Raw genomic sequence first — 25,147 nt, forward strand, 5'->3', positions numbered from 1 at the left:
GAAAATCTATTAATTTCCTACTTTTAAATTTAAATCAAACGAAAGTGAAAAGGCTACAATACTTTATCGAATCTCAGGCTTTTGGTGTCTGCGCCATGTTGGGAGAGAAGCTTGGAATAGCCTCTAGCAGCATTCGCCTGTCCTTCATCTACATTTCATTTTTCACACTGGGCTCACCCATCATCCTGTACTTTATAATGGCCTTTTGGATGAACGTAAGCAAGCACCTGCGCCGCGAACGCAGCACTGTCTGGGACCTATAGCTCCTGCACCGTGCGCTGTTGGCGCACAAAGTACTGCCACACAATACTTCCTCTGTAAACGCCTGACATAGCCGGAAAAGTACCTTTCAGCTGCTGTTCTTTTCTGCGCTTGCGCCAATACTTGCTGTTACGCAGCAGATCGGTGTGCGCATTGAGCACCGCCTTGGCGTCAGATGCCTGGCCTGCTACCAGCATACGCAGGGCCGCTAGCCAATCCAGCAGTATGCGTATAACAAGGGTTGAAAACAACTCACCGGCTGGCAGGTTTTTATACAGCAGCGCCATTCCATTCCGGAAGTTCAGGTAGGTTTTGCGCGGATTTGACTTGTGCAGTGTGCCGCCTCCCACATGGTATACCTGGCTGTGCCCATTGTACATCACCTTATAGCCCACGTTCTTGGCGCGCCAGCAGAAATCGATCTCCTCCATGTGCGCGAAAAAAGCAGGCTCGAGCCCACCGAGTCCGTGAAACACGTTGGCCCGCACAAACATGCAAGCGCCTGTTGCCCAGAACACCTCGACTATATCATTATACTGCCCTTTGTCTTCTTCCAATGTCTCAAACATACGTCCACGACAATAAGGGTACCCGAGCGCGTCCAGCATACCTCCGCCCGCACCCGCATACTCGAAAAAGTCAGGGTGCTGCTGCGAAACGATCTTGGGTTGGCAAACGGCGATGTTCTCGTCTGACTCCATCAACTGGATGATCGGTTCCGTCCAGCCCGGTGGCACACCTACATCCGAGTTAAGCAGCACATAATACTTCGCTGCCACCTGGCGCAAGGCAATGTTATAACCTTCGCAGAAACCGTAGTTGTCGTCGTTTTGAATAATGCGCACCTGCGGAAAATGCTCCTGTAAAAAAGGGATGGAGCCATCGGTAGAGGCATTGTCGGCCACGATGACCTCACAGCCCGGACTGTTTTCCACAACCGATGGCAGGAACTCCTGCAGATAGCGGAGTCCGTTCCAGTTAAGTATGACAATAGCCGTGAGGCTGGGATTAGAGGCCAAAGTTTCCTAAATCTAAACCGGGGATGTTAGGTAAAAGGCCTTCGGTGCTCTTCTTCATTTCTTCCTGTGCGCGCTCGCCCGCCGTTAGCATGGCATTGTTCACGGCGGCTACCACCAGGTCGTTCACCATGTCGCGGTCATTGGTGTTCAGAATGGAGTCGTCGATCTCAATTTTGAGGAGCTTGCGCTGCCCGTTTACGGTCGCCTTCACAAGGCCGGCGCCTGATTCAGCGGTTACGGTAATGTGCTGCAGGTTGTCCTGCGCTTCTTTCATTTTGGCTTGGACTTCTTTCATCTTGCCCATCATGCCCATCATATCAAACATAGTCTATCTTCTTTTTGGTGTACTGTTCAGGTATAAACGTCCCCCGGCCGCCGGGGGTATACAAATATACAAGCATATCTTTTAATCGGGAAATAAAGGGAAGAGAAGGTCCTGCCGATAGTCTTGTACCTGAGGAGAATCATGCTGAAGTTATACCTGCCAGGTATGGCAAATATTCAACTCAAAGCTGGTCGATTACCTGGGGCAAGACCAGCGTTCAAGGTATAGCGGCTCAGGTAGAAAAATGACTAATATTTATTGGTGAGAAGGTATTCAAAAGCACCCTGCCCGCCTGTTTGATTAGCACAGCAATGTAAAGGTGCCAATTGCCCTTTTTATGAGCTCTAGCTGTAGTCTTCAATGGAAATGATCTTGTCCTGCTGAAAGCCGAAGATCGTCTTCCCCTTGAGCGTGAGAGTATCGCCTGCTTTCAATTCTTTGGAAATGTCCGTTGCCAGTACCGCCCTGTAAGCAATCGTGACTGCTGCCGCGTTCTCCTGCTCCTGATAGTGAAGCACCACTTGCTCCCGCTCCTTGAACAGCTTTGAAGCTTGCTCGGCCTGTTTCCGAAAGGCCTCTATACCTTGCAGCGATAGGTTGACTTCGCCATTGGAAATGTTTTTAAACTCTACCTCCTCGTGCAGGTACTGCAGCATACCCTGCACATCGAAGCTGTTATAAGCCCTGATGTAGTCTTCGATGATTTCTTTTCTGGTCATAGGCTGATTACTGATTAGCGCAGTAAAGTAATGGTTCCGATGCGTTGCTTTGGCTCCCCGGAGTTACTCACAATATTCACCTCGTAGGCATAGGCCCCGGCTGGCATTGGCTTGCCCTGGTAGGTGCCGTCCCAATTGGTGTTTCGATCGTCAGAGGAAAATACGACCTGCCCCATGTTGCTGTATACCTTGATGCTGAAGGATTTAATGAAGCGTCCTTTTACTTCGAGCACATCATTAAGCCCGTCGCCGTTAGGCGTAAAAGCGTTGGGGATGTGTACCTGCACAGGCTGCCGAATGATTACTGTGTTGGAAAAAGAGCTGGCGCTGCCATTGCCGGAAGTTACCCGGATGCGGTAACGCAGCTCCTGCAGTTCCTCGCTCGGGCTACGCTCCAGGTAGGTGTTTCCTGAAACAGGTATGCTGCGGACAACGCGGTTGTCGGCGTCCAACAGCTCCAGGGTATAGCCGCCCACCCCATCCGGAAAACCCACGTAGCCCATCCAGCCCAACGTGATGTTCGGGTTATTCTCCTGGGGCAGTGCGATCAGGTATACGGGGCAGGTGGTGTTGCTGAGAGTCGAGCTGCGCTCGCAGGGATTGGTATAGCCGGCGTGGTAACACACCGGACTCAAAGGCTGCAATGGGTCTGTAAATACCGTCTGCTCGCTGGTTACCAGATCAGTAAACGGCACTCCGTCAATGCTGCGCTGGTAGCGAACCTGTTGGGCTGTCTGACCATCCGGAATAGTCAGTTTAAGCTGTATCCGGTTGTTCTCATCATAGGTGCTGTAGAGGTAGCCGGCGGGTGGGGTGGTAGTAGAAGTGGCCTGCAGACAGCGGGAAGCAGAGATCGAGCGACTCTGCCCATTATTCAGGATACTATTGATTTGGTAGCAGTAGTTTTGTCCGCAGCTCAGGTTAGGGTCAGTGTATGTGGTCGTGCTGCTGTTCAACTCCGCAGTCTGATTGCCGTCGCGGTATACCTGGTACCCTTGCACAGCTCCTGCTATACTTGACCAACGGAGGTTTGCCAGTTCATTGCCTGCCTGCACACCCAATACGAGGCTGCTGACAGGTGCTGAAAATATCGGCAATTGTTTACCGCAATTATCAGCAGGGCGGATCCGGAACTGTATGGGTTGCCGGGTATCTACGTTGCCGATTCTGTAATCAGCCAAACTGGTTTGCGTAAGGGGTGAGGTTGTGTGGATGGCTTCGAAATTGCCGTTTGCTGTTGCGCGTCGTTCCAGCACATACCGGTAAACTGGCTGCAGATTTACGAACGTAAACAGGATTTCACCGTCTGCTGCCTCCCGCAGAACTTCCAGCTGTGCGATAACTGGTGTGGGAGGAGTCGGCAGGAGTGTAAGCGTGTTTGAACTGCTTGTCTCGCAGGAGCTGCCAGTGTACTTGCCGCGCAACGTGATGGTATAGGATGGCTCGGTACCTGGGTAGGTATAGCGCGGCTGATCCCCGGCTTTTACGTCTTTCACCAGTGTATTATCACCATAATCAATATCGTACAGGTCGTAGCCGATGTCGGAAATCGTTACCTGAACCGATCTGCTGGCGCAGGGCTGCACCGTAAAACTGGGAGCATGAGTTGCTACCACTTCAAACTCCATGGGCTCTATGGTGGTGCTGTTTCCACCTCCCCGGTTAATAATCTGCGTGATGATGTATTTGCCTGGCTCTGTGTAGGTAAACTGAAAACGGCCATCAGCACCACGATTCACTAATTCGCTCTGCTCAAAATTTTGAGGGTCAAATGCCGCGGGACCGGGGTCATAGAAAGTCGTGTACTGAGCGTTCTCATTTGCGTTGCAGTCCTCAAAAAAAACAGGTATACCTGCACAAATCACTTTCACTTCCTGCCCGTTCTGTATTGCCCGAAAACAGCCTTCCTGCCCCAGGACAGGTATAGCAGCCAGCAGAAGTGATATGAACAGCAGCAGTCTCAAATGATAGGTATAGGGTATGCTACGAATATAGGCAAGCAAGAAATAGGAGAAAAGCTTCTGCCTAAATTTCAGGTATAGGAGCGGGGGACTCGGGTTACTTTTTTTTCATTCTGTAATGATTTTGGTAAAGTAGGACTCTCTGCAAGAACATAGGTTTAACCTCCGGTGGAAGTATAGTTCAGCAAAGTTTCTTTGAAAGTGATGAAATGATACGTCTAGGTATAGGCAGGGATAAAAGGCTCCACCTACAAGTTCAACATGCAGGTATAGGTAAATTAAGGAGCTATTAAATGTAAAAGTGAGAATCAATTCTTGCAGGTATAAAATAGAAATCCGCAACAGCCCTAAAGACTATTGCGGATTTTTAGTGGTGTAACTTATAGTTTAAGCCTGAGCTACAGGCAAACGACAGGTTCTGATAAAGTCCACGCTGCGCTCCATGTCCGGATGCATCACGCGGTCGGTACTTACAAAAGGAATCTGCTCCCGGAAATCGGCCACTAGTTGTTCCAACTGAGGGGCGGTACGTAGCGGACGTCTGAATTCCATCGCCTGCGCAGCGTTCATCAGTTCAATGGCCAGCACGCGCTCTACATTCTGCACCACCTTAAACAGCTTCGTTGCCGCATTGGAGCCCATACTCACGTGGTCTTCCTGTCCGTTAGACGATGGGATGGTGTCGATGGAAGCCGGGGTGCAAAGCTGTTTGGTCTGACTTACGATAGATGCGGCCGTATACTGCGTGATCATAAAGCCGGAGTTCAGGCCAGGTTCTGCCACCAGGAAGTCCGGCAAACCGCGGCTGCCGGAAATCAGTTGGTACGTGCGACGCTCTGATATACTGCCCAACTCTGCCAGAGCGATCGCCATAAAATCCAGCGCCAGTGCCAAGGGCTGCCCGTGGAAATTACCGCCTGAAATGATCTCGTCCTCGTCCGGGAAGATGTTCGGGTTGTCGGTCACGGAATTGATTTCGGTCAGAATCACTCCTTCAGCATAGCTGATGGCGTCTTTGGAAGCGCCATGTACCTGCGGAATGCAGCGGAAAGAGTAGGGGTCCTGCACGTGTTGCTTAAACTGGCTGATCAGTTCGCTTCCCTGCAGCAGGTGTCTGAACGTGGCGGCCGTCTCCAGTTGCCCCAGGTGCGGACGCGCCTGGTGGATCAGGTGGTTAAACGGCTCGATGCGTCCATCAAAAGCGTCCAGCGACAAGGCGCCCACCACATCAGCTGTGCGGGACAAACGGCGACCCTGCAGAAGACAATGCACTCCATAGGCACTCATAAACTGGGTGCCGTTCAACAAAGCAAGGCCCTCTTTGGCCTGCAAAGCGACCGGTTCCCAACTGAACATCTCGAGCACATGGCGGCTCTCCAGTCGGTAACCCTGGTAATATACCTCTCCCAAGCCGATCAGCGGCAGGCAAAGGTGCGCCAGCGGAGCCAGGTCGCCACTTGCCCCAAGCGAACCCTGCTGGTACACGATCGGATAAATGTCGCGGTTATAAAAATCGATCAGGCGCTTCACTGTCTGCAGTTGCACCCCACTGTTGCCATAGGCCAGCGACTGTATTTTGAGCAGGAGCATCAGTTTCACCACTTCGGCCGGCACTTCGTCGCCCATCCCGCAGGCATGCGACATTACCAGATTGCGCTGCAGCTGTTCGAGGTTATCGTGCGAGATCTGCTTTTTGTAAAGCGATCCGAAACCGGTATTAATGCCGTAGATGCTCTTATCGGTGCTGGCAATTTTGCGGTGCAGGTAGTTGTAGCAGTGCAGAATGCGCTCCTCCGCCTCCTGCGGCAGGGCCAGGCTATACCTGCGGCTGATGATTTCCTCGATGCGCTCCAGGCTTAGGTGCTGGCTGGAGATATGGTGGATGTCGCTCATGTTGTTGTTTAGTTTGCTTCAGATTTCAGCTGGGCAATGATGTCGTCGATGTAAAGTTCGTCCTGTTCACCGGTCTGCATGTCGCGCAGCTTCAGTTTGCCGGATGCCATCTCTTCGGAACCGATCAGCAGCACAAACGGGATATTTTTCTGGTCAGCATAGCTCATTTGCTTCTTCAGCTTAGCAGTTTCCGGGTATAACTCCGAAGCTATACCAGCGTTGCGCAGTTTCTGAAGCAGCGGCAGGGCGTAGCGCTCCGATTCTTTATCGAATTGCACAATCAGCACCTTCGTACCAACCTCGCTGCTGGCCGGGAAAAGCTGCAGTTCTTCGAGTACATCGTAAATGCGGTCCACGCCAAACGAGAAACCCACACCCGATACGCCCGGCATGCCGAACATGCCCGTCAGGTTATCGTAACGACCACCGCCGCTGATGCTGCCCATGTTGGCATTGTTCACCTTCACCTCGAAGATGCAACCGGTGTAGTAGGAGAGGCCACGGGCCAGTGTAACGTCCAGCTGCAGGCGTGGCTGACCAGACGGGTTCTGTGTTGAGATGGCATCGCTGCCCAGATTGTCCAAGTACTCCCATACCTCCTGTAGGTCTTTCAATCCACGCTGGCCTTCTTCGGTGTTTCCAAGTAGGGTTTGTAATTGGTCTAGTAGTTCTTTGTTTGAGCCTTTCAGATCATAAAGCGGCTCCAACTTGTTCACAGCGTCCTCGGCTATACCTCGTTCCAGCATCTCTTTGCGAACACCTTCTGCCCCGATTTTGTCGAGCTTATCGATGGCCACACAAATATCGCCCTCACGGCCTTTCTCACCAATGGCTTCAGCTATACCTGCCAGTATACCCCGGTGGTTGATCTTGATCGTGAAATCTGTCATACCTAAGCTACCCAACACTTCGTCAATCATCTGCACAATCTCCGCCTCGCATAGAAGTGAATTGGTACCTACCACATCAGCGTCGCACTGGTAAAATTCGCGGTAACGGCCCCGCTGCGGACGGTCGGCACGCCAAACCGGCTGAATCTGGTAACGCTTGAAAGGGAAGCTGATCTCGTTGCGGTTCATCACCACAAAGCGGGCGAAAGGTACCGTCAGGTCGTAGCGGAGTGCTTTTTCGGAGATCTTGCGGGTGATGTGCTTAGAGCCCTGCTCTATGTCAGCGGCAGTGGTTTTGGACAGGAAATCACCTGAGTTCAGGATCTTGAAGATCAATTGGTCGCCTTCGTCGCCGTACTTGCCTGTGAGCACGGAGAGTTGCTCCATGGCGGGAGTCTCAAGTGGCAGGTAGCCGAATTTCTCGAAAGTGCGCTTGATGACGCCAAATATATAGTTGCGCTTGACCACCACGGCGGGGCCAAAGTCGCGTGTTCCTTTAGGTATAGAAGGTTTTTCCTTGCTCATGTTTTCAACTTTGAAGGCGAAGTTACTAAAACAGGAGCAAATGCACGGGCTGATTTTTAAAATGCGTTGTCTTCCCCGCGCACCATATTATACACAGTATAGAAGACAATTTTTAGATCCAGGAAGAAAGACCAGTTCTCAAGATAAAAGATGTCGAGTTTCACGCGGCCGCGGATCTGGTAGTTTGAGCTGGTATCGCCCCGATAACCGCGCACCTGAGACAAGCCCGTTATACCTGGTTTGATGAAATGGCGCACCATGTACTTCTCAGCCACCATGGCGTACTCTTCATTCACCTTGAGCATGTGGGGGCGTGGGCCAACGATCGACATCTGTCCCATGAACACATTGAAGAACTGGGGAAGTTCATCTAGGCTGGTTTTGCGTAGGAATGCCCCTACACGCGTAATTCGGGAGTCGCCACGCCGGGCCAGCAGCGAGTTCGCCTCATTGTTGACATACATGGAGCGGAGCTTCCAGCAGCGAAATGTTTTATAGTTGATACCAGAGCGCTCCTGCCCAAAGAAAATTGGTCCTCGTGAGTCAATCTTGATGAGCAGTGCCAGTAGTGGAATCAACCAGGAGAGAACCAGGATAATCACTACGGAGGAAAAAAGTATGTCAAAGGCGCGCTTAATGACCTTATTGAACGTATCATCGAGCGGGATGGAGCGGAACACCAGCACAGGAAGCATGTCGTGAAAGTCTAGCTTCATGCGGGTATGATGAAAAGTGCCCGGCTCTGGCAAGAACTTCATACGGATAAGGCGGTCGTCGGCATCGTTCATTAATCGGATGATCTGATTACGAGGAAGCTCAAAAGGGGAGCAGTAAATCTCGTCGATATGATTTTCCTCCAGATAACCCGCAATATCAGCTATTGAGCCGAGCACGTCCGGCTCACCTACGGCCTTGTCATCAAAGAAACCCATAAAATGGTAGCCATACTCCGGGTGAACCTCAAAAAAGCGACGAAGCTCTTTGCCGGCTTCTCCCATCCCCACAATCACTACAAACCGTTTGTTATAGCCTTTTCTTCGGAAATGCCGCAGCAGGATAAGCACTACAAAACGGTAGAAGGCTACAAAGCAAGCCAAAAAACCATAGTGGATGAATAGAAACTGGCGAGTTAAGCCCTGGAGGTCAAATAATTGTATGATAGTCTGAAACAGAAGGACATACAGCAATATAACCTGTAGAGCATTCAGCAGGAGTCTATTTATAGACACTGCACGATAAATTTTGAAAGTTCCTAGCAGAAGAGAGCACGTATACCAGGCAAATAGTGCATACAGCAAAAGCTGTATGTAGCCTGAAAATGTCAGTGTAGCAGTTTGCTCTCCTGTTACCTGATAGGCGAGAGCAAAAGATAGCGCGATAGAAACCGCGTCGCCGACCGCATGCAGCGGTCTGATGTATTTATTATATAAGCCGGACATAAAAAGATCGCTACAAATATATCAAAAGAATAATTTATACTCCATGTATGTTTTGTGTGCTTATTACTTATGTCCGTAAATAAGTAGTTTTACTGCATTTACCTGTAGCAAATTAGAAACAGGAGTAGCACTCGTATAATTTAATGTGACAGTTATTCAGCAACTCTAGAGCCTTTAAGTCAATCTAACGCGGGACATTATAAACTGTCCCATTAGTCGACCTATTGAATGCAGTGGCTTTCAGCAAAATGAACAAGAAAAAGCAAAAGAATATAACACCCTGCGCACTAGATAAAACTGATTCCGTGATCGAACAAGCTATGATTAATATAACAAAGCATCCTAACAGCCAACTCCTATTTTTGAGAGCGATAAAGAGGGGAAGCAGGTAGCAGCACAACAATACTGCTAAACCAGGTATGCCAATTGCAACAGCGGTGTCCAGAAATTGATTATGGGGATCGAAACGGTTCTCTGCAGCATAAGTGAAGTTCCTGTTTCGGTAGGCTTCTACTAATTCGTCTTTCACATCACCTGTGCCCACGCCAAACGGGTTTTGCCTGATCACATCAACAGCACATACCCATTTGGCTAGCCGTAGGTTTAACCCGTTCCATTTGGCCTCACTGTCTTCTCCTGAAAAGTGATAAATATCGGCTGTATTGGAGAAATCATAGCTTATGTTGCGCAGGCTCTTGAAACGTGACACCGTCTGGGGAAACACTATAGAAAGTCCAACTATAAATGCCAGTAAGGCTGCGACCATTGCTAGCGTATATTTAAGCCTACCATACCTGACACCAACACCGACCAGACTCGCGAATAGAATGAGAAGCAGGATGCCAAGGGAAGTTCGGGAGGCTAAAAGGAAAAGAAAGAACAGCAAAAATAGTATGACCACCACCGACAAAATCTTCCTCCTCCATCCTATACCTGAAAACTGCTCCCAAAGGTTATGGACGAGTATCAGGATCGAAAAAGCAACATAAATCGCATAGTATGCAGCCTGTTTTCCCATAATGGACACCAGCCCGTCGCTGAAAAAATAATTAAAGTCATTCTTCTCCAGCACGACAAAGGTTTGGTACACAAGTGCCACAAGGCTAAGTACTGCACAGGTATAAGCGAATGTGAGCAGGGACTTATGCAAGTAGTCCTGTCTGATGGTGGCTGAGCCAATCAGCAAAGGGAAAACTAACAATGAGGATCTGGTTTCCAAACTCTTGATACCGACTCCAAAATCCTCTGTGTAAAGAACGCCGACCAGGTATAGTGCGAACAGTGCTATAAATGAAACGGCTACCCGATTTGCAACTAATTTTTGATACTTCGCCTTGCAATTTCCCTCCAGGAGCCACACCAGCGCAAACAGTATGATGGATATGTTAGTAGGGGCCTGCTTTGGAGAAAAGAGCGACACCGCTATCAAAAGCAAGCTGAAGAAATAGCCTCTTTGAATGAGTTTTTCCTTTTTAGATGTCTGGATGAGTGCTTTCATTTAAGGAGTATGACCTTAGCTTTGGATACAAAGCTGTAGGGTAGGGCACGTAAGGTCAGATTTCTGAGCAGGCCAGCAACAAAGTATAAAGAAGGCGTTCTGTTATCTAATAATATTCTTATTTTACTTTTAAGCTGAATGTTTCGCTTCGTGTGTGAAATACCGCCCGGATTGATTTCACAGTACGTCAGCACTTCTTGTATGATATATGTTTTATACCGTTGTATAAACCTGAAAAAGAACGCGTAATCCTCGGCGGCTTTGTAGTTGATAGGGTATGGGCCTATTTCGTTCAGAGCTGCTGCACGGAACATCACAGATGGGTGTATAAAACTGCACTTCAGGTACATGTTTTTAACAATGTCCTTATGCTCGGAAGGGGCCTTGTAGGTATAGACTTTCTTCCCCTCTCCGTCTACAAACTCGACCCATGAGCCGATCAGGTATACCTCAGGATGCGCGTCCAGGTACTGCTTTTGTTTTATAAACCGGTCGGGAGCACAGGTGTCGCCACAGTCAAGCCGGGCAATGTACTGATATGGCATCTTCTCCTGTATATACTTCAGCCCATTGTTAAGCGTCCTTTCTATCCCTTCGTTTACCTTGTTATAAAGGAACGTAATCCTCAGCCTATTCCGGTACAATTGTTGGAGCCGATCTTCATCCGGCTTGGTATGGCTGCCATCATCCACTACCAAGATTTGGATAGGCGTAGGAAAGACTATTGAGTTCAACGAGCTTTCCAATCCTGCCGGATTGTTATAATGCGGAATCAGGACAACGATATCATTGCTCATTGGCAGCCAACTTAATTTTGTTTGTTTCAATCTTTAAAAACAGGCCGATATACAACCAGATCAACGCATCAGTGCCTCTGAACTGAATAAGAGATGCAATAAAATAAACCAGAATGATAATGGCCAAGGGATTACTTAACCGGGACTTGAGAGCCTTGATGCTGATATTATACACCACGATAAGGTATAAAAGCAAGCCAATAATGCCAAACTCGATCAGGAGCTGCATGTACAGGTTATGCAGGTTGTCTTCCTCATAGTCAATTCCTGATATCGACTCTAAGGCGTAAATGCCATTGCCGGCACCATAGCCCATAAATTTGCTATCCCAGAGCGCTGAACCATAATATTGCCACATCGCAAATCGGCCACCCATACCCTTGTCGGTACTGCTGCCGAACTCTGTGAACCGCTGCAGAGCGTATACCTTCTCGGCCAGGTTATCCAAATCAATGAAAAAAATGAAAGCCAGCACTGCCATTAAACCCAGCATAACAATAGCGCGTCGCTCCTGTTTGGAGGTTGTGGCAGATATAAATTTGAAACCGGCTACCAGAATAGCAATCACAACGCCAACTCTGGAGGCATAAATCATGCTAACTGCCAGTGTGACAATTAGCACCAGGTAGAAGAGCCTTTTCCGGTTAATGAAAAGGGCCGTGTTCAGCCCCATCCAGGTTGCTTCCAGGTTTGTGCCCCCTCCATAGAGGGTATAAATGTCTGGGTGACCGTCCGGGGCTTTCATAAAGCGCTTAATCTCCGGGATATGGAAGAAAAGTTTGCCAACAATGATGATGAAAACAAGCAAAGCCGCCTGCTGGAGGACTTTAAAGACTTGCTCTTGAGTAATGGTCCCTGCAATGTAGTAACCAATAACAAAAGCGTACAAGGCGAACAGGTGATTTACCAGAAGCCTGTTGAACGGGTATACCAGAAAAAGCAGCAGGGAAATTAACGTTATACCTGCAAAATACTCAAATACATAGGATGGAATTTTGAGCAGCTCGCTCTTTGGCTTGTAAAAAAGGAAAGGTATAAATAAGAGCGCAAAATAGTGGTAAAGCTTGATTGCTGTGCCCTCAACCAGTATCCAGCCCGTCAAACCCAGGTTCTGCAGGTTGAGAAACAGAAAGAACAGAAATAGATATAAACCGAAGCTGTTTACCGTGAGTCGCATCTTAGTTAATAGGATCAGCGCAATGTGCTGCAAAGTAGCTGACAAAATGTAAAATTAGGAAAATAATGTTCCCAAAAACTAATATTGCTTCTTTATAGGGGAGATACGGGTCCGGTAGAAATGGTTTATAAAAGACAAGGGCGTGTCAGTTAAAGCCTGCGAGATCTTGTACCGCATCATGGTCCAGTAGTAGTAAATCTGATGAGTGATCCTGTTGCCAAATACCTCGTTCTTTGCTCTAAGGACCTCGCGATAACATCCTTCTATATTCGCCGATACGCCGCCTAGCCTCATATTGGTGATAATAAGATCCACGTAAATGAACTTCGTCCCAGCATTGTAAAGGCGTAGTAACAGGTGGTAGTCCATTGCCAGTTTATAGTTGAGGTCAAAGACGCCATACCTGTCGTAGAGGGTCTTGCTGACGAATACAGTGGGATGGTTCAGGCTCATTTCCAGGGGCAGGATGTCCAGATTGGGCCTTGCCTGGTGCGCTTTGCTGCCGTCCTGGTTCCAATACTGCTTGTTGCCGTGCAACACACTTTCCGGCTCATAGTGGGCGACCATATTGGAGATGGCCTCCGGCTCATACCAGTCGTCGGCATTCAGTATACCCACCAAGTCTCCCGTGGCGAGGGTAATTCCTTTATTAAAGGCATCGCTTATACCTTTGTCAGGCTCGCTTTTCCAATAAGCCAGTTGACTGTCGTATTTCCTGATGATATCGAGTGTACCGTCCGTAGACCCACCATCTACTATAATATATTCTATGTTTTTGTAGCTCTGTGAAAGAACGCTTTGGATGGTTTGCTCTAAGTACTTCTCACCATTGTAGACAATGGTGATCACCGACACTAGAACACCCGTTTGCGATCTCGTTTCAGATTTATTTAGGCGGTATCCTCCTGACAACGTGTGGGCCATGGTATAGTAAACTTTGTAAACAGATAAGGCTAAGGCTCTACATCACCTTAATCATGTGGTCTTTACCTGCAATTTGGGCGTACAGGCGCTGGTACTCCTGGGAAACAATACGTATGTCATATTCTTTTTCACTCCATTCCCGGGAGTTTTGTTCCATTTGGCGAAGGTTCTCCCTGTTTTGCATAAGCCACTGTATTTTGCTGATGGCCTCTTCTGCTGTCAGAAAACTGAACCCGTTATAACCATCCTTTACCAGATCTCTGTTTCCCACGCAGTCTGACAGAAGTAGACATTTTCCTAAACTAAGAGCTTCCAGAACTGAAAAAGGCAAGCCTTCCCATAAAGAAGTGGACAGGTATAGGTCACCTGATCTAACGGTGCTCTCTACTTCTTGTTTTGACAGCCAACCCGTAATATCAATATTATCGGCACTCAGAATTTCTCGTTGTACTTTCTCTCCTTCGCCTATCCATACAAATTTTACATCCTGCTGGTTGGCAAAAGCCATGGCTATACGGTTAAACAGTAAAGGATTTTTCTGCTCAGTGATCCGGCCGCAGGTTACGATCGTGAAGGGCTTTCCCGGTTCAGTTGGCTGAACTGGGGTAGACCAGTCTGGTAGAGCAGTACCGTTGTTGATAAAAGACGTTTTGATGCCGATCTCTTCATAACTGTGCGCCTCTGAGGATGAGCAGCATACCACTTGGCCAGAAAGCTTGTTGGCAACTTTCTCCAGGAGGATGTAGAGTGATTTCTTTTTGGGAGAAACATCGGCACGGGCAAAGGGAGCGCCATTCGGGGTATAGATCACCTGCTTTTTACCTAACAGGAAGCAGGCTGCCCTGCCTATAAAACCAGCCTTGGAAGAATGTAGGTGAACAACATCAGCTCCTTCAATGCCTTTCAAAATTTGAATCAGTTCCGTCAAAGCTTTGAGGTCCTGACCAGGCCTGATTTCCCGCTGGGCATTTTTCCAGTGTATGAAACTGACTCCTTTCGGGAATTTAGCTTTAACTGCCTCAGCGCTGGTTTCATCCACCCGCTCTCCATGAATGACAACATGCTCGCAGGAAGTGTACTGTGTCAGCAGGTTAATAAAGTGTGCCGTGCCGGCTGCAAAACACTCAACTACATGGACTACTTTCATGGAAAGGGTGTGGTAAATAAGCTTGAACAGCTACAAAACTAAAGATTGTAAATGAAAGGTACGTTAGAATTGCCAATAAACTCCTTTGGTAAATATATAAGCAAGTTTCGTAACCTATTATGAACCAATGCCTAAAGCTTTTTTATACTGTTCTAAATAAGCCTGGATTACTACACTTACATCAAAAGCGCTCACCGCTTTCTCTCGTGCAGCACGGCCGGTGGTCTCATTGTTTTTATTTGAAAGCACCCAGTCAATTCCTTTTGCCAAATCAGCGGTGCTGTATGGCTCAGCAAGATACCCATTGGCTTTATGATCAACAATATCGAGAAGCCCCGTAGTTCCGAACGCGACAACAGGGGTACCGCAGCTCATGGATTCGGTTGCAGCTTGACCAAAAGCCTCCTGATAACTCGGGACAACCGTAACATCGGCCGCGCTGTATATTATTTGTAATGCGATGTTGTCGTGTATCGTACCCAAGTAGTGAGTTTCTATACCTGTTTCGAAAGGTATAGCTGGCTTGTTGCTACCGATGATCAATAGCTCTACATCTTCAGTTTGAATTCTGTTCAGGCTATCTAATAAAAGGGTGAAGCCCTTATTCTGGTCGCCCAATGCGTTTTTTGCGCCGAATAGTATGAACTGTTTCTTTTCCGGTAGGTTTAATATGTTTCTTGCTACCGACTTAGCAACAGGCGAGAAGGAGCGGGTGTCGAGAGGTATAGGTATAGGAACCACTTTTCTTTCGCCGAGTAACTTACTTGCTGCAGCAGATTCTGCCAGCCATTTACTAGGTGCGGTGATGGAAAAGTTCTTAATTTTGGAATAGGTTCTTTTCTTGCGGTTAAAAACGATACTGCTTAAGTCGCGTTGCCGCCTAGAACCTAGAACAGGGCAGCTACCGCAGCCATCCAAATACCTTTCGCAGCTAAGCCTTACGTGACAACCACCTGTAAATGCCCAGCTGTCATGCAACGTCCAGATTATAGGAGACTTGATCCGTGCGATTTCTTCGATGCTCATCATGCCCTCGCCTATCCAATGCAGATGCACAATATCAGGCTTCAGCGCATTAATTCTGTTAGCTATGCCGCTCATAGGAACCCAGGCAGCCGAAAAGTGGGCTTTTGGACCGTTTTTATAGAAGAGCTTTGGCAACTTGTCCAAAAAAGGTCTAATAATAGCTGCCGCCTTTTGCATAGACGTACCAGGCCCCATTACAGTGCAGTCATCAGTTTCTTTTGACTGCACGAGCATATGGCTGTCTATTCCTGTTTGCAATAGGGCCTTGTGAATTCTGGATGCAGCACGTGCGGCACCCCCTTGCGTTTCAGATGTATTTACATGCACTACCCTCATCCGCTACATCCCCAATACAAGCCTGCGCAATTTGTTGAAAGCCCGCGTTGTGGCAGACTTGCGGTTAAAAGCATGAGTATAAAGCCACTGGTCATACCCATTGTCAACAAATTCACTCAAGTCAACTTCTACTTCATGGGCAGGTATAGCACTATGTGTTGGATCAACGGCTACTAAGTGAGTTGAGTCTTCCCCAAAACCTATATTGGACACCATATTGGTGTTAGGAGAAATGAATTTGGCATTATTCATCAACATCTGAAAAGAAAGTTGGTAATCCCATGTGTTTATTTCTCCAATGGCTGTTTTATGAAAGGATCGCTGAAAGTATCTTCTAGTATCTTCAGGTGCATCTCGCAGCGCAGGGACATCATCAATATTGCCCGTCCAGTTTTTCATCTGTCTATCGTACTTTTCCCAGACACGCCTCCAGGTTGCCCATCCCCAGATCAAAGGAAAACTGACCAAAGATGCTTTGTCGGCAATAGCCTGACTTACAGGAGCCCGGTAATCCCCGGTTATACCATATATGTTTTCGTGGTCTTTGTATTTAATCAAAGCTTCCTCTGCATACCTAAAGAAGCTCTGGCTTGGTAAACAATCATCTTCCAGGATAATGCCGCATTCTTCGTGTTCAAAAAACCAGGAAATTGCGCCACTTACGGCTCTTCCACATCCAAGGTTTGTGAGTCGGAATAGGGTTTTTACCTCACAGTCCCAATCAACATTGTCTGTAATAAATGTTCTTACTGCCTGCACCTTCTCAAGTTCGCCAGCTACATTTTCTCTGGGGCCATCCGAAGCCAGGTATAGCCTGGGCGGTCTTGACTGACGTATAGATTCAAAGACTTTCCGGGTGGTTTCGAGTCGGTTAAAGACAATGAACAGAACTGCGGTATGCAGTGAATTGCCAACAATAGGGTTTTGGGTACTTTCCATCTTAAAATGAGTAGCGCAAAATAGCCTGTGTATTTATGTTAAGAAGCGTCTTTTAGCGCTAAGAATAATATGCAAATGTTAATCTCTATTTCGTGTTTTCTCTCCTGTCCAGCTGCTTGTTTTTATACAACAAGGTATTAGGTGTCTTACAGTAGATCCCATAATTCTTTTCGGTGAGGAACATATGGACAGGCGATTCAAAGATATCCTCCATCGTTGAATGGAGAATTTCAATCAGAACAACAGCAGGTCTGTATTTCACCCAATCGTTTGATTCCAGCACCTCAAGGTCTAAGCCCTCAACGTCTATGGACATAAATGATATTTCCACTCCCGGGGGAATGTAAGTGTCAAGCAACTCGCCAAGCGGGAGAGTCTGTACATCTTTTTTGTCTATAATCTTATAGCTGGTCTTATTGTCCCGTTCCTCAGAGAGTTTTTTGTCGAAGCCATTAAGAGCAGGCTCATCAAACATGTAGTATGTTAATGTTTGCTTTGTTTTAGAGATGCCGAGCTCTAAATTGATGTCATGAGGACGGGTTTCACGAAAGAGCTTCATGCTATCAGGCATTGCATCTATGTTAATACCCCGCCAGCCTTTTTTATAGAATATGTATGTGTTAGAGAACCGTTTGGGATGATGAGCGCCCACATCAACAAAAAAGCCAGTGGGAGCATACTCAAATATCCTGTCAAGCAACAGATCTTCCCCTTCCTGAGAATAAGATACTCTTCCATATCTTAAATCAATGACTTTGTTTATGTAACGCTTAACTCTCTGATACATATTAAATATTGTTTATTTCCCTGGGAGGAAGTATACCTTTAAGGTATAGTAAGTTTATGGATTGTGTGCTTCTGAAAATAAAATTACTTAAAAAAGAAGAAATTGCATAAGAGATCAATGTAGCTATGGCTGCTCCATTAATGCCATAACCTGGTATTAGAATTACATTCAAAATGATGTTTGATGTAAGGCCGAGCACGGTTCTATAAAGCGTTACTTTCGTCTGACCCTCTATCACCAGTTGCTGACTACTTGCCACGCCCAGGAAAATAAAGATAGTAGACCAGACATGGATAGTCAGAACCGGTGTTGCCTCCTGGTACTGCTGCCCATATAACAAAGAAATTATCAAAGGGCTGAGAAAAGTCGTCACGATTGCCAGGATAATACTACTGTAAATCAAAATGCTGTAGAGCTTCACTAACTTTTTGTGATACAGCAATGTGTCTTTGTATGCACTTACTAAGGAGGGAAAAACAGAATTGGTAATGACTACCGGCAAAATAGAGAAAAGCTCAGTGATACGGACAGCTGCTGAGTAATTACCGACAGAAGCAGAGCCTAACATATTCTTTATCATGAGCTGGTCAACCCTCATGTAGGCTATTACGGTTAAAGCTGAAATAATGAGAGGCCAACTCGACTGCATTAGCGATTTAGCAATAGTAGCATCCCACTGCCATGAGCTTAACCTGACTGCTAAACTTTTATAAGAGTAGCCTAGTAAAAACATGGCGGCTAGTCCCATATCTAATAAAATGGCCAGCGCAAAATAGCTTACCGGATAATCATTAAGAAGGAGGTATACTTTAAATAATGAAGATAGAAGTAGCGCTGTGTTCTTGAGTATTACCGAAATTTTTGATCTCAGATGGGCCTGCAAATACAGGTCTACCACATCCACGGATTGAAAAATCAGGCCAAATCCAAGAATCAGTATTATCCCAAAAGATTGCTGGTCTTGAGCATATTCTAATCCGAACGCTGCAGCAATAACGATGATAAGCGCGATGACTGCACCAAAAAGTCTAAGTAAAAAGCCGGTACCAAGGAGCTTGCTTTTCTCATATTCTCCTCTGACAATCTCTCTTACCAGCGTAGTGTCAAGGCCGAGGCTTACAAAAGCGGAGAATATGGCGATAAAAGCTTGCCCATAATTCAGTTTACCAAATTGGTCGGGCCCCAAATGCCTTGCTATCCAAATTCCGATAATAAGTCCAGAACCTATTCTTAGTCCCTTATCAAAAAGTAGCCAGAGGATGTTCGTAGCTATTTTGCTGGAGCCCAGTCTTAAAAATTTATGTACAATGGTAGTCATCAGGCACCTCGGCCTATTTACATCATCTAACATAAGAGTAATGTTGTATGGGCCTTAGCAAAATTATGTTTTCAATATGTCAAGTTAGAGTAAATCAGATGTCTACTAATGCTTGTTGTTCAGTACAGCGCGGAATCTACTAATCTTCGAAGACAGCTGTTTTTAAGTAAGCTCCTGAGGCACAAATAGCAATTTAGATTAGTCCCATTAATGTTTCTGAAGTCGTGATGTCACACTTCTAATTGTAATAAATGCAAAGCTATTAAAAATATTTACCTTTTAATATGGTAAATATTGCATCTGAAATTTTAGCGGTATATTTGGCAAATTTTGATGGTATGCAACAATTCAAAGAGCGTGAGCAAATGCCCAAGGCAAACGATGAGGTAGATCTGATTGTTTTATTTGATTTAATAAGAAGATTTTTCAATAAAGTCTCCAGAGGCATTGCGTTTACTGCTAGGGCTGCGAAAAATAATATAGGATTACTTCTGATTTTCATATTGTTAGGAAGCGGAATCGGGTACGGATTGACTCTAATCACCAAAGCTTACTATACCTCTTCCATGACGCTGATGCTGGCTAACATCCGAAACGAATTTATTGAAGATCAGCTAAATAAGTTGTCTTTGATGGTAGCAGAAGAGAACTACGAAGCAGTAGCTGAGAGGCTGGACATTAACACTGAGGCTGCCCGCCAAATCAAAAAGATGAGTTTCTCAAATCTGGACCAGGATAGGATTCAGGAGGATAGCGTACTGACCGGTTCTCCTTTCCGAATTGAACTGTCCTTATACGACAGGACTCTTTTTGAAACCATGGAGCCTGCTTTCACCAATTACCTGGAGAACAACCGGTATTTTGCTAGGCAGAAGAGAATAAAGCAGCGCCAGGTAGAGAATATGGTGTCTAAACTGAAGGGTGAAATATCTTCTATCGACAGCATGAAAACGAATGTCAGTGAGCCTAGAGGCCCGGTGAATGGATTTGTGTATGGACAGCCAATCGACCCGACCAATTTATACCGAGAGAGTATTACGATGTACAAAGAGCAGGTAAAATTGGAGGCCGATTTGGAAAAGCTCGACAATGTCGAAATTGTAACAGGATTTGTACCGAGATTACGTCCTACAGGACCAAATCTGCTTAGCTACATTGCTATCGGAGCCTTGATTGCATTTGTAATTGGTTGTATAGTGGCACTGAATCGGGAAGCCAAAAAGCAGGCAACTGCTTAATGCTAACTAACTTATTGTTTTAAAGCAGAATTCCCGCTTCTTTAGGAGAAGCGGGAATTCTGCTTTAACAGTATACTATTACTCTTCCTGCCTTAAAACCCAGCTCAGATTATAAAGATCCTTACGGCGGTCTTTCAAGTTTCTTACACTACCGGCTGTATTCAGGTCCTTGAGCAGGTCCAGGTCTAGGTCGGCGATCAGGGTCATCTCGGTGTTCGGAGTAGCTTCGGCTACCACGGCGTCGTGCGGGAAGGCAAAGTCGGAAGGTGAGAAAACAGCTGATTGCGAGTACTGGATGTCCATATTCTCCACTTTGGGTAGGTTGCCTACGCTACCTGTAATAGCCACATAGCACTCATTCTCGATGGCGCGGGCTTGGGCGCAGAGTCGAACCCGGAGGTAGGCGTTCTTGGTGTCCGTCCAGAAAGGCACAAACAGGATCTTCATGTCCATGTCAGAGAGCATGCGGGCCAGTTCCGGGAACTCCACGTCGTAGCAGATCAGGATGCCAATCTTGCCGATGTCCGTGTCGAATATCTTGAGCTTGTGACCACCGCGCATACCCCAGTAATGCGACTCGTCTGGTGTGACGTGTAGCTTGTACTGCTTGTCGTAGGTGCCATCACGGCGACAGAGGTAGCTCACGTTGTAGAGCTTGTTGTCGTAGTACTCCGGCATGCTGCCCGCTATGATGTTGATGTTGTAGGAGAGGGCCATGTGGATCATGCGCTCCCGGATCTCATCCGTGTACTCAGCCATACTCCGGATGGCTTCTGATGGTGACTCCTCGTTGGTCAGGGCCATCAGCGGCGCGTTGAAGAACTCAGGGAAAACCACCATGTCGGACTTGTAGGAGCTGACGGTGTCCACAAAGAACTCCACCTGTTGCATAAAGTCGTCAATGTCTTTGACGGCCCGCATCTGCCACTGCACAATACCTATGCGGACGATGGTCTTCTTACCGCCCAGGAGCTTTTCCTTTTCTTCATAATACACGTTGATCCACTCTAACAGGGTGGCATAGGCGCGCGACTCGGTGTCGTCCGGCAGGTAGCCTTTAAGGATCTTGCGTACGTGGAAATCGTTGCTGAGCTGAAAGGACAGTACCGGGTCTGAGAGCTCCTTATTTCGCACCATCTCGATATACTTGGCCGGCGTCAGTTTGTCGGCGTAGTCCTTGTAGCCAGGTATACGGCCACCGGCTATGATGCCTCGCAGGTTCAGATTTTCGCAGATTTCCTTACGTGCGTCGTAGAGGCGGCGGCCCAGGCGCATGTTGCGATAATCCGGGTGCACGAACACGTCGATGCCGTACAGGGTCTCGCCCTCAGGGTCATGCGACTTGAAAGTGCCTTTGTCAATGATCTGGTCGTAGGTATGCTTATCGCCATACACGCTGTAGTCTACAATCAGGCTGAGCGCCACGGCCACAACCTTGCCTTTGTCTTCTATACAGATCTGCCCTTCTGGGAATTTTTTGAGGAGGTTGGAAAACTCTTTGCGGGTCCAAGCGCCATCGATGTTCGAGTACACCAGATCCATGATCTCTTTTACTTCTTTGTAATCTTTGAGCTCCAGCTGGCGCAATAATAGCCGGTGCTCAGAGTTCGCTTCTATTTTTTCACTCATGTTTCAGGATTGGGGTTGCTTGCTTCAGGTATACGTGAAGCAAGTATCGTTTTGATATGATATTTTAATTGAAATCGGGATTTACCGACCTGAGGCAAATTTAAAAAGAAAAAGCGCAGCTTTGACACTGCGCTTTTTAATATGAGAGGTATAGCTTTCTTAGAGCTGCACTTCTGGAATGTCTCCTTCTACGATCAAGCGTCCTTCGGTTGCCTTTTGAATTTCTTCTACTGTCACACCAGGCGCGCGCTCCAGCAGTTTGAAGCCATCTTCGGTTACTTCGAGCACGGCCAGGTCAGTTACAATTTTCTTGATGCACTTTACGCCCGTGATCGGCAGTGTGCATTCCTTCAGGAGTTTTGACGAGCCGTCGCGGGCGGTATGCTGCATCGCTACAATGATGTTTTTAGCAGAGGCCACCAGGTCCATGGCGCCGCCCATACCTTTCACCATCTTGCCCGGTATCTTCCAGTTGGCTATATCGCCCTGTTCTGACACCTCCATGGCGCCCAGGATAGTCAGGTCCACGTGCTCCCCCCGGATCATGCCAAAACTCTCGGCAGAGCTGAAGATGGAGGAGCCAGGAAGCGTTGTGATGGTCTGCTTGCCAGCGTTGATCAGGTCGGCGTCCACTTTGTCTTCGGTAGGGAAGGGGCCCATGCCCAGCAGCCCGTTCTCTGACTGCAACACCACTTCCACGCCCTCCGGAATGTAGTTGGCCACCAGCGTAGGTATACCAATGCCCAGGTTAACGTACATCCCGTTCTTTACTTCTTTTGCGATTCGTTTCGCTATTTGATTTTTATCAAGTCCCATGTTGCTGTGATTTAAGCAGTTCTAACTGTGCGCTGTTCAATACGCTTCTCGTACTTCTCGCCCTGGAAAATGCGCTGCACGAAGATACCGGGGGTGTGGATCATGTTCGGGTCCAGCTCGCCAGCGGGTACCAGTTCTTCTACTTCCGCCACCGTAATTTTGCCGGCTGTAGCCATCATCGGGTTGAAGTTACGGGCTGTGCCTTTGTAGATCAGGTTGCCGGCCGTGTCGCCTCTCCAGGCCTTCACAAACGAGAAGTCAGCCTTTAGCCATTGCTCCATCAAATACATCTTGCCATTGAACTCACGGCTCTCTTTGCCTTCGCCCACTTCGGTGCCGTAGCCGGCAGGGGTAAAGAAAGCAGGTATACCGGCACCACCGGCACGGATGCGCTCTGCCAGCGTACCTTGTGGAATCAAATCAACTTCCAGTTCACCACTCAATAACTGACGCTCAAACTCGGCATTCTCGCCCACGTAACTGGCAATCATCTTTTTGACCTGTCGCTTTTGCAAAAGCAGCCCAATACCATAGTCGTCCACTCCAGCGTTATTTGAGATACAGGTTATGTCTTTCACGCCCAGGCGTAACAGTTCGTGTATGGCGTTCTCGGGGATGCCGCACAAGCCAAAGCCTCCCAGCATGAAGGTCATGCCATCCTGTACACCCTGCAGGGCTTCCTGTACGTTCTTTACAGTTTTATTTATCATAGTTTATAATGTGCTTACGCCCTGCAAGGTATAGCTATACCTGCATAGGCAGCTGTTAAACGATTGATTCTATAGAAAAGGTAATATAGATAGAAAAAAAGCCATATACAACGTATGGCTTTCCGTTTTTTAGGTGAAATAGGATTTATATAAGGTGAAATACCCTAAGAGACTAACGTGCGCAGACTAGCTTCCTTGTCTTTCGCCAACTGTGCCTTCAGAGCATCCAGACCGTCGAACTTCTGTTCCTGGCGCAGCATTTTTACGAACTCAACAGTTAGGGTTTGGCCATAAAGATTACCCTCAAAATTGATTAGGTGCACTTCCAGGGTAAGGTGTGAACCGTCCACAGTCGGACGAACGCCAATGTTCATCATGCCAGGCAGGCGCTGGTCTTCGTGCCTGACCCAAACGGCATACACACCATGGGCAGGTATAAGCTTGTGCGGCGTAGGTAGGGCGAGGTTGGCGGTCGGGAAACCGATGGTGCGGCCAAGCTTATTGCCTTCCTCCACAGTAGAGGTTAGGGTATAGGTATGGCCCAGGTAGCGGTTGGCAGTCGGTATGTCACCTGATTCGATTGCCTTGCGGATTTTGGTGGAGCTCACGCCAATGTCGTCCACATCCTGACGCGGAATCTCTTCCACCTCAAAACCATATTGCGCGGAACGGGCTTTCAGGTGCTCAAAGCTGCCCTCGCGGTTCTTGCCGAAACGGTGATCGTAGCCGATAACGAGGACTTTGGTATGGATCGCCTTCACCAGCACGTCTTCTATAAAAGTGCGGGAGCTCAGGCGGGAAAATGCTTTGGTGAACGGGATGATCAGCAGGTAATCGATGCCGAAGCTACGTAACTGCTCCACGCGCTCCTCAATGGTGGAAAGTAACCTGAGGTCGTTGTCATCTGGGAAGAGCACCAGGCGCGGATGCGGCCAGTAGGTGATGACCACACTCTGACCGTCGGTCTGGCGGGCGCGTTCCTTCACCCGCTGCAGGATTTTCTGATGGCCCACATGCACACCATCAAAAGTGCCGCTGGTCACCACCGGGAAACTCAGTTTAGGAAAATCAGCTATATCACGAATTACTTCCATTCGCTTCGAGTTGGGCTCTTCTGATCTGCTGTATGTCTTCTATGGTAAGGGCATCTTCCAGCTTATACTCCCCGATACGGGTACGCACGAGCGCCGAGAGGTGTGCGCCTACACCCAGCTTCTGTCCCAGGTCATGCGCCAGGCTACGGATGTAGGTGCCTTTGCTGCAGATCACTTTAAAGGAGATAACTGCACCTTCTATATTCGTGATCTCAAATGCTTTAATCGTAACGGTGCGCGGTTTCATTTCAGCCTCCTTGCCTTTGCGGGCCAGGTCGTAGGCGCGCTTGCCGTCTATCATCACGGCCGAGTAAATAGGAGGGATCTGCTCAATGGTGCCTACAAAGCTATCGGAAGCTGCCTGTATATCGGCTGGGGTAAGGTGGCTGATGTCTTTGCTTTCGCTTACCGGCGTTTCCAGGTCGTAGGAAGGCGTTGTCTGGCCGAGCGTGATAGTGCCGGTATACTCTTTCTCCTGCGCCTGTATCTCGTCAATGCGCTTCGTGAATTTACCGGTGCACAGGATCAGCAGGCCCGAAGCCAGAGGGTCGAGGGTGCCGGCGTGGCCGATCTTTTTTACGCGGAGGGTGTTGCGCACTTTCTTTACCACGTCAAACGAGGTCCAGGTAAGCGGTTTATCAAGTAACAGGATCTCGCCCGTTTCGAAGTTGTAATTCAT

At 47.7% G+C, this 25,147-nt stretch carries 23 protein-coding genes; 2 read left to right on the forward strand and 21 right to left on the reverse strand.

Annotation, left to right across the window (positions count from 1 at the left end; translation table 11 throughout):
• Positions 1–44: 44 nt before the first annotated feature.
• Positions 45–263 carry a PspC domain-containing protein gene (locus L1278_RS10445; protein ID WP_007654962.1) on the forward strand — a complete coding sequence of 73 codons (219 nt, stop codon included), beginning with the start codon at positions 45–47 and terminating at the stop codon, positions 261–263.
• Here L1278_RS10445 and L1278_RS10450 read toward each other — a convergent pair.
• From L1278_RS10450 to L1278_RS10525, 16 genes are all read right to left on the reverse strand, one after another.
• Positions 258–1,280, reverse strand: coding sequence for a glycosyltransferase family 2 protein (locus L1278_RS10450; protein WP_253403642.1), 1,023 nt, complete (start codon positions 1,278–1,280; stop codon positions 258–260). The two genes, L1278_RS10445 and L1278_RS10450, sit on opposite strands and share 6 nt — an antisense overlap.
• On the reverse strand, positions 1,270–1,605 hold the full coding sequence (locus L1278_RS10455; protein WP_116544553.1) for a YbaB/EbfC family nucleoid-associated protein: 336 nt from the start codon (positions 1,603–1,605) through the stop codon (positions 1,270–1,272). The genes L1278_RS10450 and L1278_RS10455 overlap by 11 nt, the downstream gene beginning before the upstream one ends.
• Before the next feature lie 344 nt (positions 1,606–1,949).
• The gene (locus L1278_RS10460; protein ID WP_253403644.1) at positions 1,950–2,324 is read right to left on the reverse strand and encodes a nuclear transport factor 2 family protein; all 375 of its coding nucleotides are present in this window, start codon (positions 2,322–2,324) and stop codon (positions 1,950–1,952) included.
• Positions 2,325–2,338: 14 nt separating this feature from the next.
• Complete coding sequence (locus L1278_RS10465) at positions 2,339–4,288, reverse strand: gliding motility-associated C-terminal domain-containing protein (RefSeq protein ID WP_253403645.1); 1,950 nt, start codon at positions 4,286–4,288, stop codon at positions 2,339–2,341.
• 384 nt (positions 4,289–4,672) lie between these two features.
• Entirely contained in the window at positions 4,673–6,178 is a 1,506-nt protein-coding gene (gene hutH / locus L1278_RS10470) for a histidine ammonia-lyase (protein ID WP_253403647.1), read from the reverse strand.
• 8 nt (positions 6,179–6,186) lie between these two features.
• Complete coding sequence (gene hisS / locus L1278_RS10475; RefSeq protein WP_253403649.1) at positions 6,187–7,593, reverse strand: histidine--tRNA ligase; 1,407 nt, start codon at positions 7,591–7,593, stop codon at positions 6,187–6,189.
• Positions 7,594–7,649: 56 nt separating this feature from the next.
• Positions 7,650–9,032: an undecaprenyl-phosphate glucose phosphotransferase gene (locus tag L1278_RS10480; RefSeq protein ID WP_253403651.1), complete on the reverse strand. Its 1,383-nt coding sequence runs from the start codon at positions 9,030–9,032 to the stop codon at positions 7,650–7,652.
• 184 nt (positions 9,033–9,216) lie between these two features.
• Positions 9,217–10,530, reverse strand: a complete 1,314-nt coding sequence (locus tag L1278_RS10485; RefSeq protein ID WP_253403653.1) for an O-antigen ligase — start codon at positions 10,528–10,530, stop codon at positions 9,217–9,219.
• Positions 10,527–11,327, reverse strand: coding sequence for a glycosyltransferase (locus L1278_RS10490; protein WP_253403655.1), 801 nt, complete (start codon positions 11,325–11,327; stop codon positions 10,527–10,529). Before L1278_RS10490 ends, L1278_RS10485 begins: the two co-directional genes overlap by 4 nt.
• The gene (locus L1278_RS10495) at positions 11,317–12,504 is read right to left on the reverse strand and encodes an O-antigen ligase (protein ID WP_253403657.1); all 1,188 of its coding nucleotides are present in this window, start codon (positions 12,502–12,504) and stop codon (positions 11,317–11,319) included. The genes L1278_RS10490 and L1278_RS10495 overlap by 11 nt, the downstream gene beginning before the upstream one ends.
• Positions 12,505–12,582: 78 nt before the next feature.
• Positions 12,583–13,428 (reverse strand): glycosyltransferase family 2 protein, encoded by an 846-nt coding sequence (locus tag L1278_RS10500; RefSeq protein WP_253403664.1) that lies wholly within the window; start codon positions 13,426–13,428, stop codon positions 12,583–12,585.
• 37 nt (positions 13,429–13,465) lie between these two features.
• Positions 13,466–14,575, reverse strand: coding sequence for a glycosyltransferase (locus L1278_RS10505; protein WP_253403666.1), 1,110 nt, complete (start codon positions 14,573–14,575; stop codon positions 13,466–13,468).
• A 117-nt stretch (positions 14,576–14,692) separates the two neighbouring features.
• Complete coding sequence (locus L1278_RS10510) at positions 14,693–15,937, reverse strand: glycosyltransferase family 4 protein (protein ID WP_256488582.1); 1,245 nt, start codon at positions 15,935–15,937, stop codon at positions 14,693–14,695.
• Positions 15,938–15,940: 3 nt separating this feature from the next.
• On the reverse strand, positions 15,941–16,876 hold the full coding sequence (locus tag L1278_RS10515; protein WP_253403670.1) for a nucleotide-diphospho-sugar transferase: 936 nt from the start codon (positions 16,874–16,876) through the stop codon (positions 15,941–15,943).
• 85 nt (positions 16,877–16,961) lie between these two features.
• Positions 16,962–17,663 (reverse strand): FkbM family methyltransferase, encoded by a 702-nt coding sequence (locus L1278_RS10520; RefSeq protein ID WP_253403672.1) that lies wholly within the window; start codon positions 17,661–17,663, stop codon positions 16,962–16,964.
• Between the two features lies 1 nt (position 17,664).
• Complete coding sequence (locus tag L1278_RS10525; RefSeq protein ID WP_253403674.1) at positions 17,665–18,981, reverse strand: flippase; 1,317 nt, start codon at positions 18,979–18,981, stop codon at positions 17,665–17,667.
• A 284-nt stretch (positions 18,982–19,265) separates the two neighbouring features.
• On the opposite strand from L1278_RS10525, the gene L1278_RS10530 reads away from it, so the two are divergent.
• A complete protein-coding gene (locus tag L1278_RS10530; protein ID WP_253403676.1) occupies positions 19,266–20,219 on the forward strand; it encodes a chain length determinant protein in 954 nt (317 codons plus the stop codon).
• Positions 20,220–20,297: 78 nt separating this feature from the next.
• On the opposite strand, the gene L1278_RS10535 is transcribed toward L1278_RS10530, so the two are convergent.
• From L1278_RS10535 to truB, 5 genes are all read right to left on the reverse strand, one after another.
• Entirely contained in the window at positions 20,298–21,848 is a 1,551-nt protein-coding gene (locus L1278_RS10535; RefSeq protein ID WP_253403678.1) for a bifunctional GNAT family N-acetyltransferase/carbon-nitrogen hydrolase family protein, read from the reverse strand.
• A gap of 159 nt (positions 21,849–22,007) precedes the next feature.
• The gene (locus L1278_RS10540; RefSeq protein ID WP_253403680.1) at positions 22,008–22,664 is read right to left on the reverse strand and encodes a CoA transferase subunit B; all 657 of its coding nucleotides are present in this window, start codon (positions 22,662–22,664) and stop codon (positions 22,008–22,010) included.
• Positions 22,665–22,675: 11 nt separating this feature from the next.
• On the reverse strand, positions 22,676–23,374 hold the full coding sequence (locus L1278_RS10545; protein WP_253403682.1) for a CoA transferase subunit A: 699 nt from the start codon (positions 23,372–23,374) through the stop codon (positions 22,676–22,678).
• Between the two features lie 164 nt (positions 23,375–23,538).
• The gene (locus L1278_RS10550; RefSeq protein ID WP_253403685.1) at positions 23,539–24,468 is read right to left on the reverse strand and encodes a bifunctional riboflavin kinase/FAD synthetase; all 930 of its coding nucleotides are present in this window, start codon (positions 24,466–24,468) and stop codon (positions 23,539–23,541) included.
• The gene (gene truB / locus L1278_RS10555) at positions 24,452–25,147 is read right to left on the reverse strand and encodes a tRNA pseudouridine(55) synthase TruB (protein ID WP_253403687.1); all 696 of its coding nucleotides are present in this window, start codon (positions 25,145–25,147) and stop codon (positions 24,452–24,454) included. Before truB ends, L1278_RS10550 begins: the two co-directional genes overlap by 17 nt.

The organism is Pontibacter sp. HSC-36F09, from assembly GCF_024171605.1.
Classification (GTDB): Bacteria; Bacteroidota; Bacteroidia; order Cytophagales; family Hymenobacteraceae; genus Pontibacter.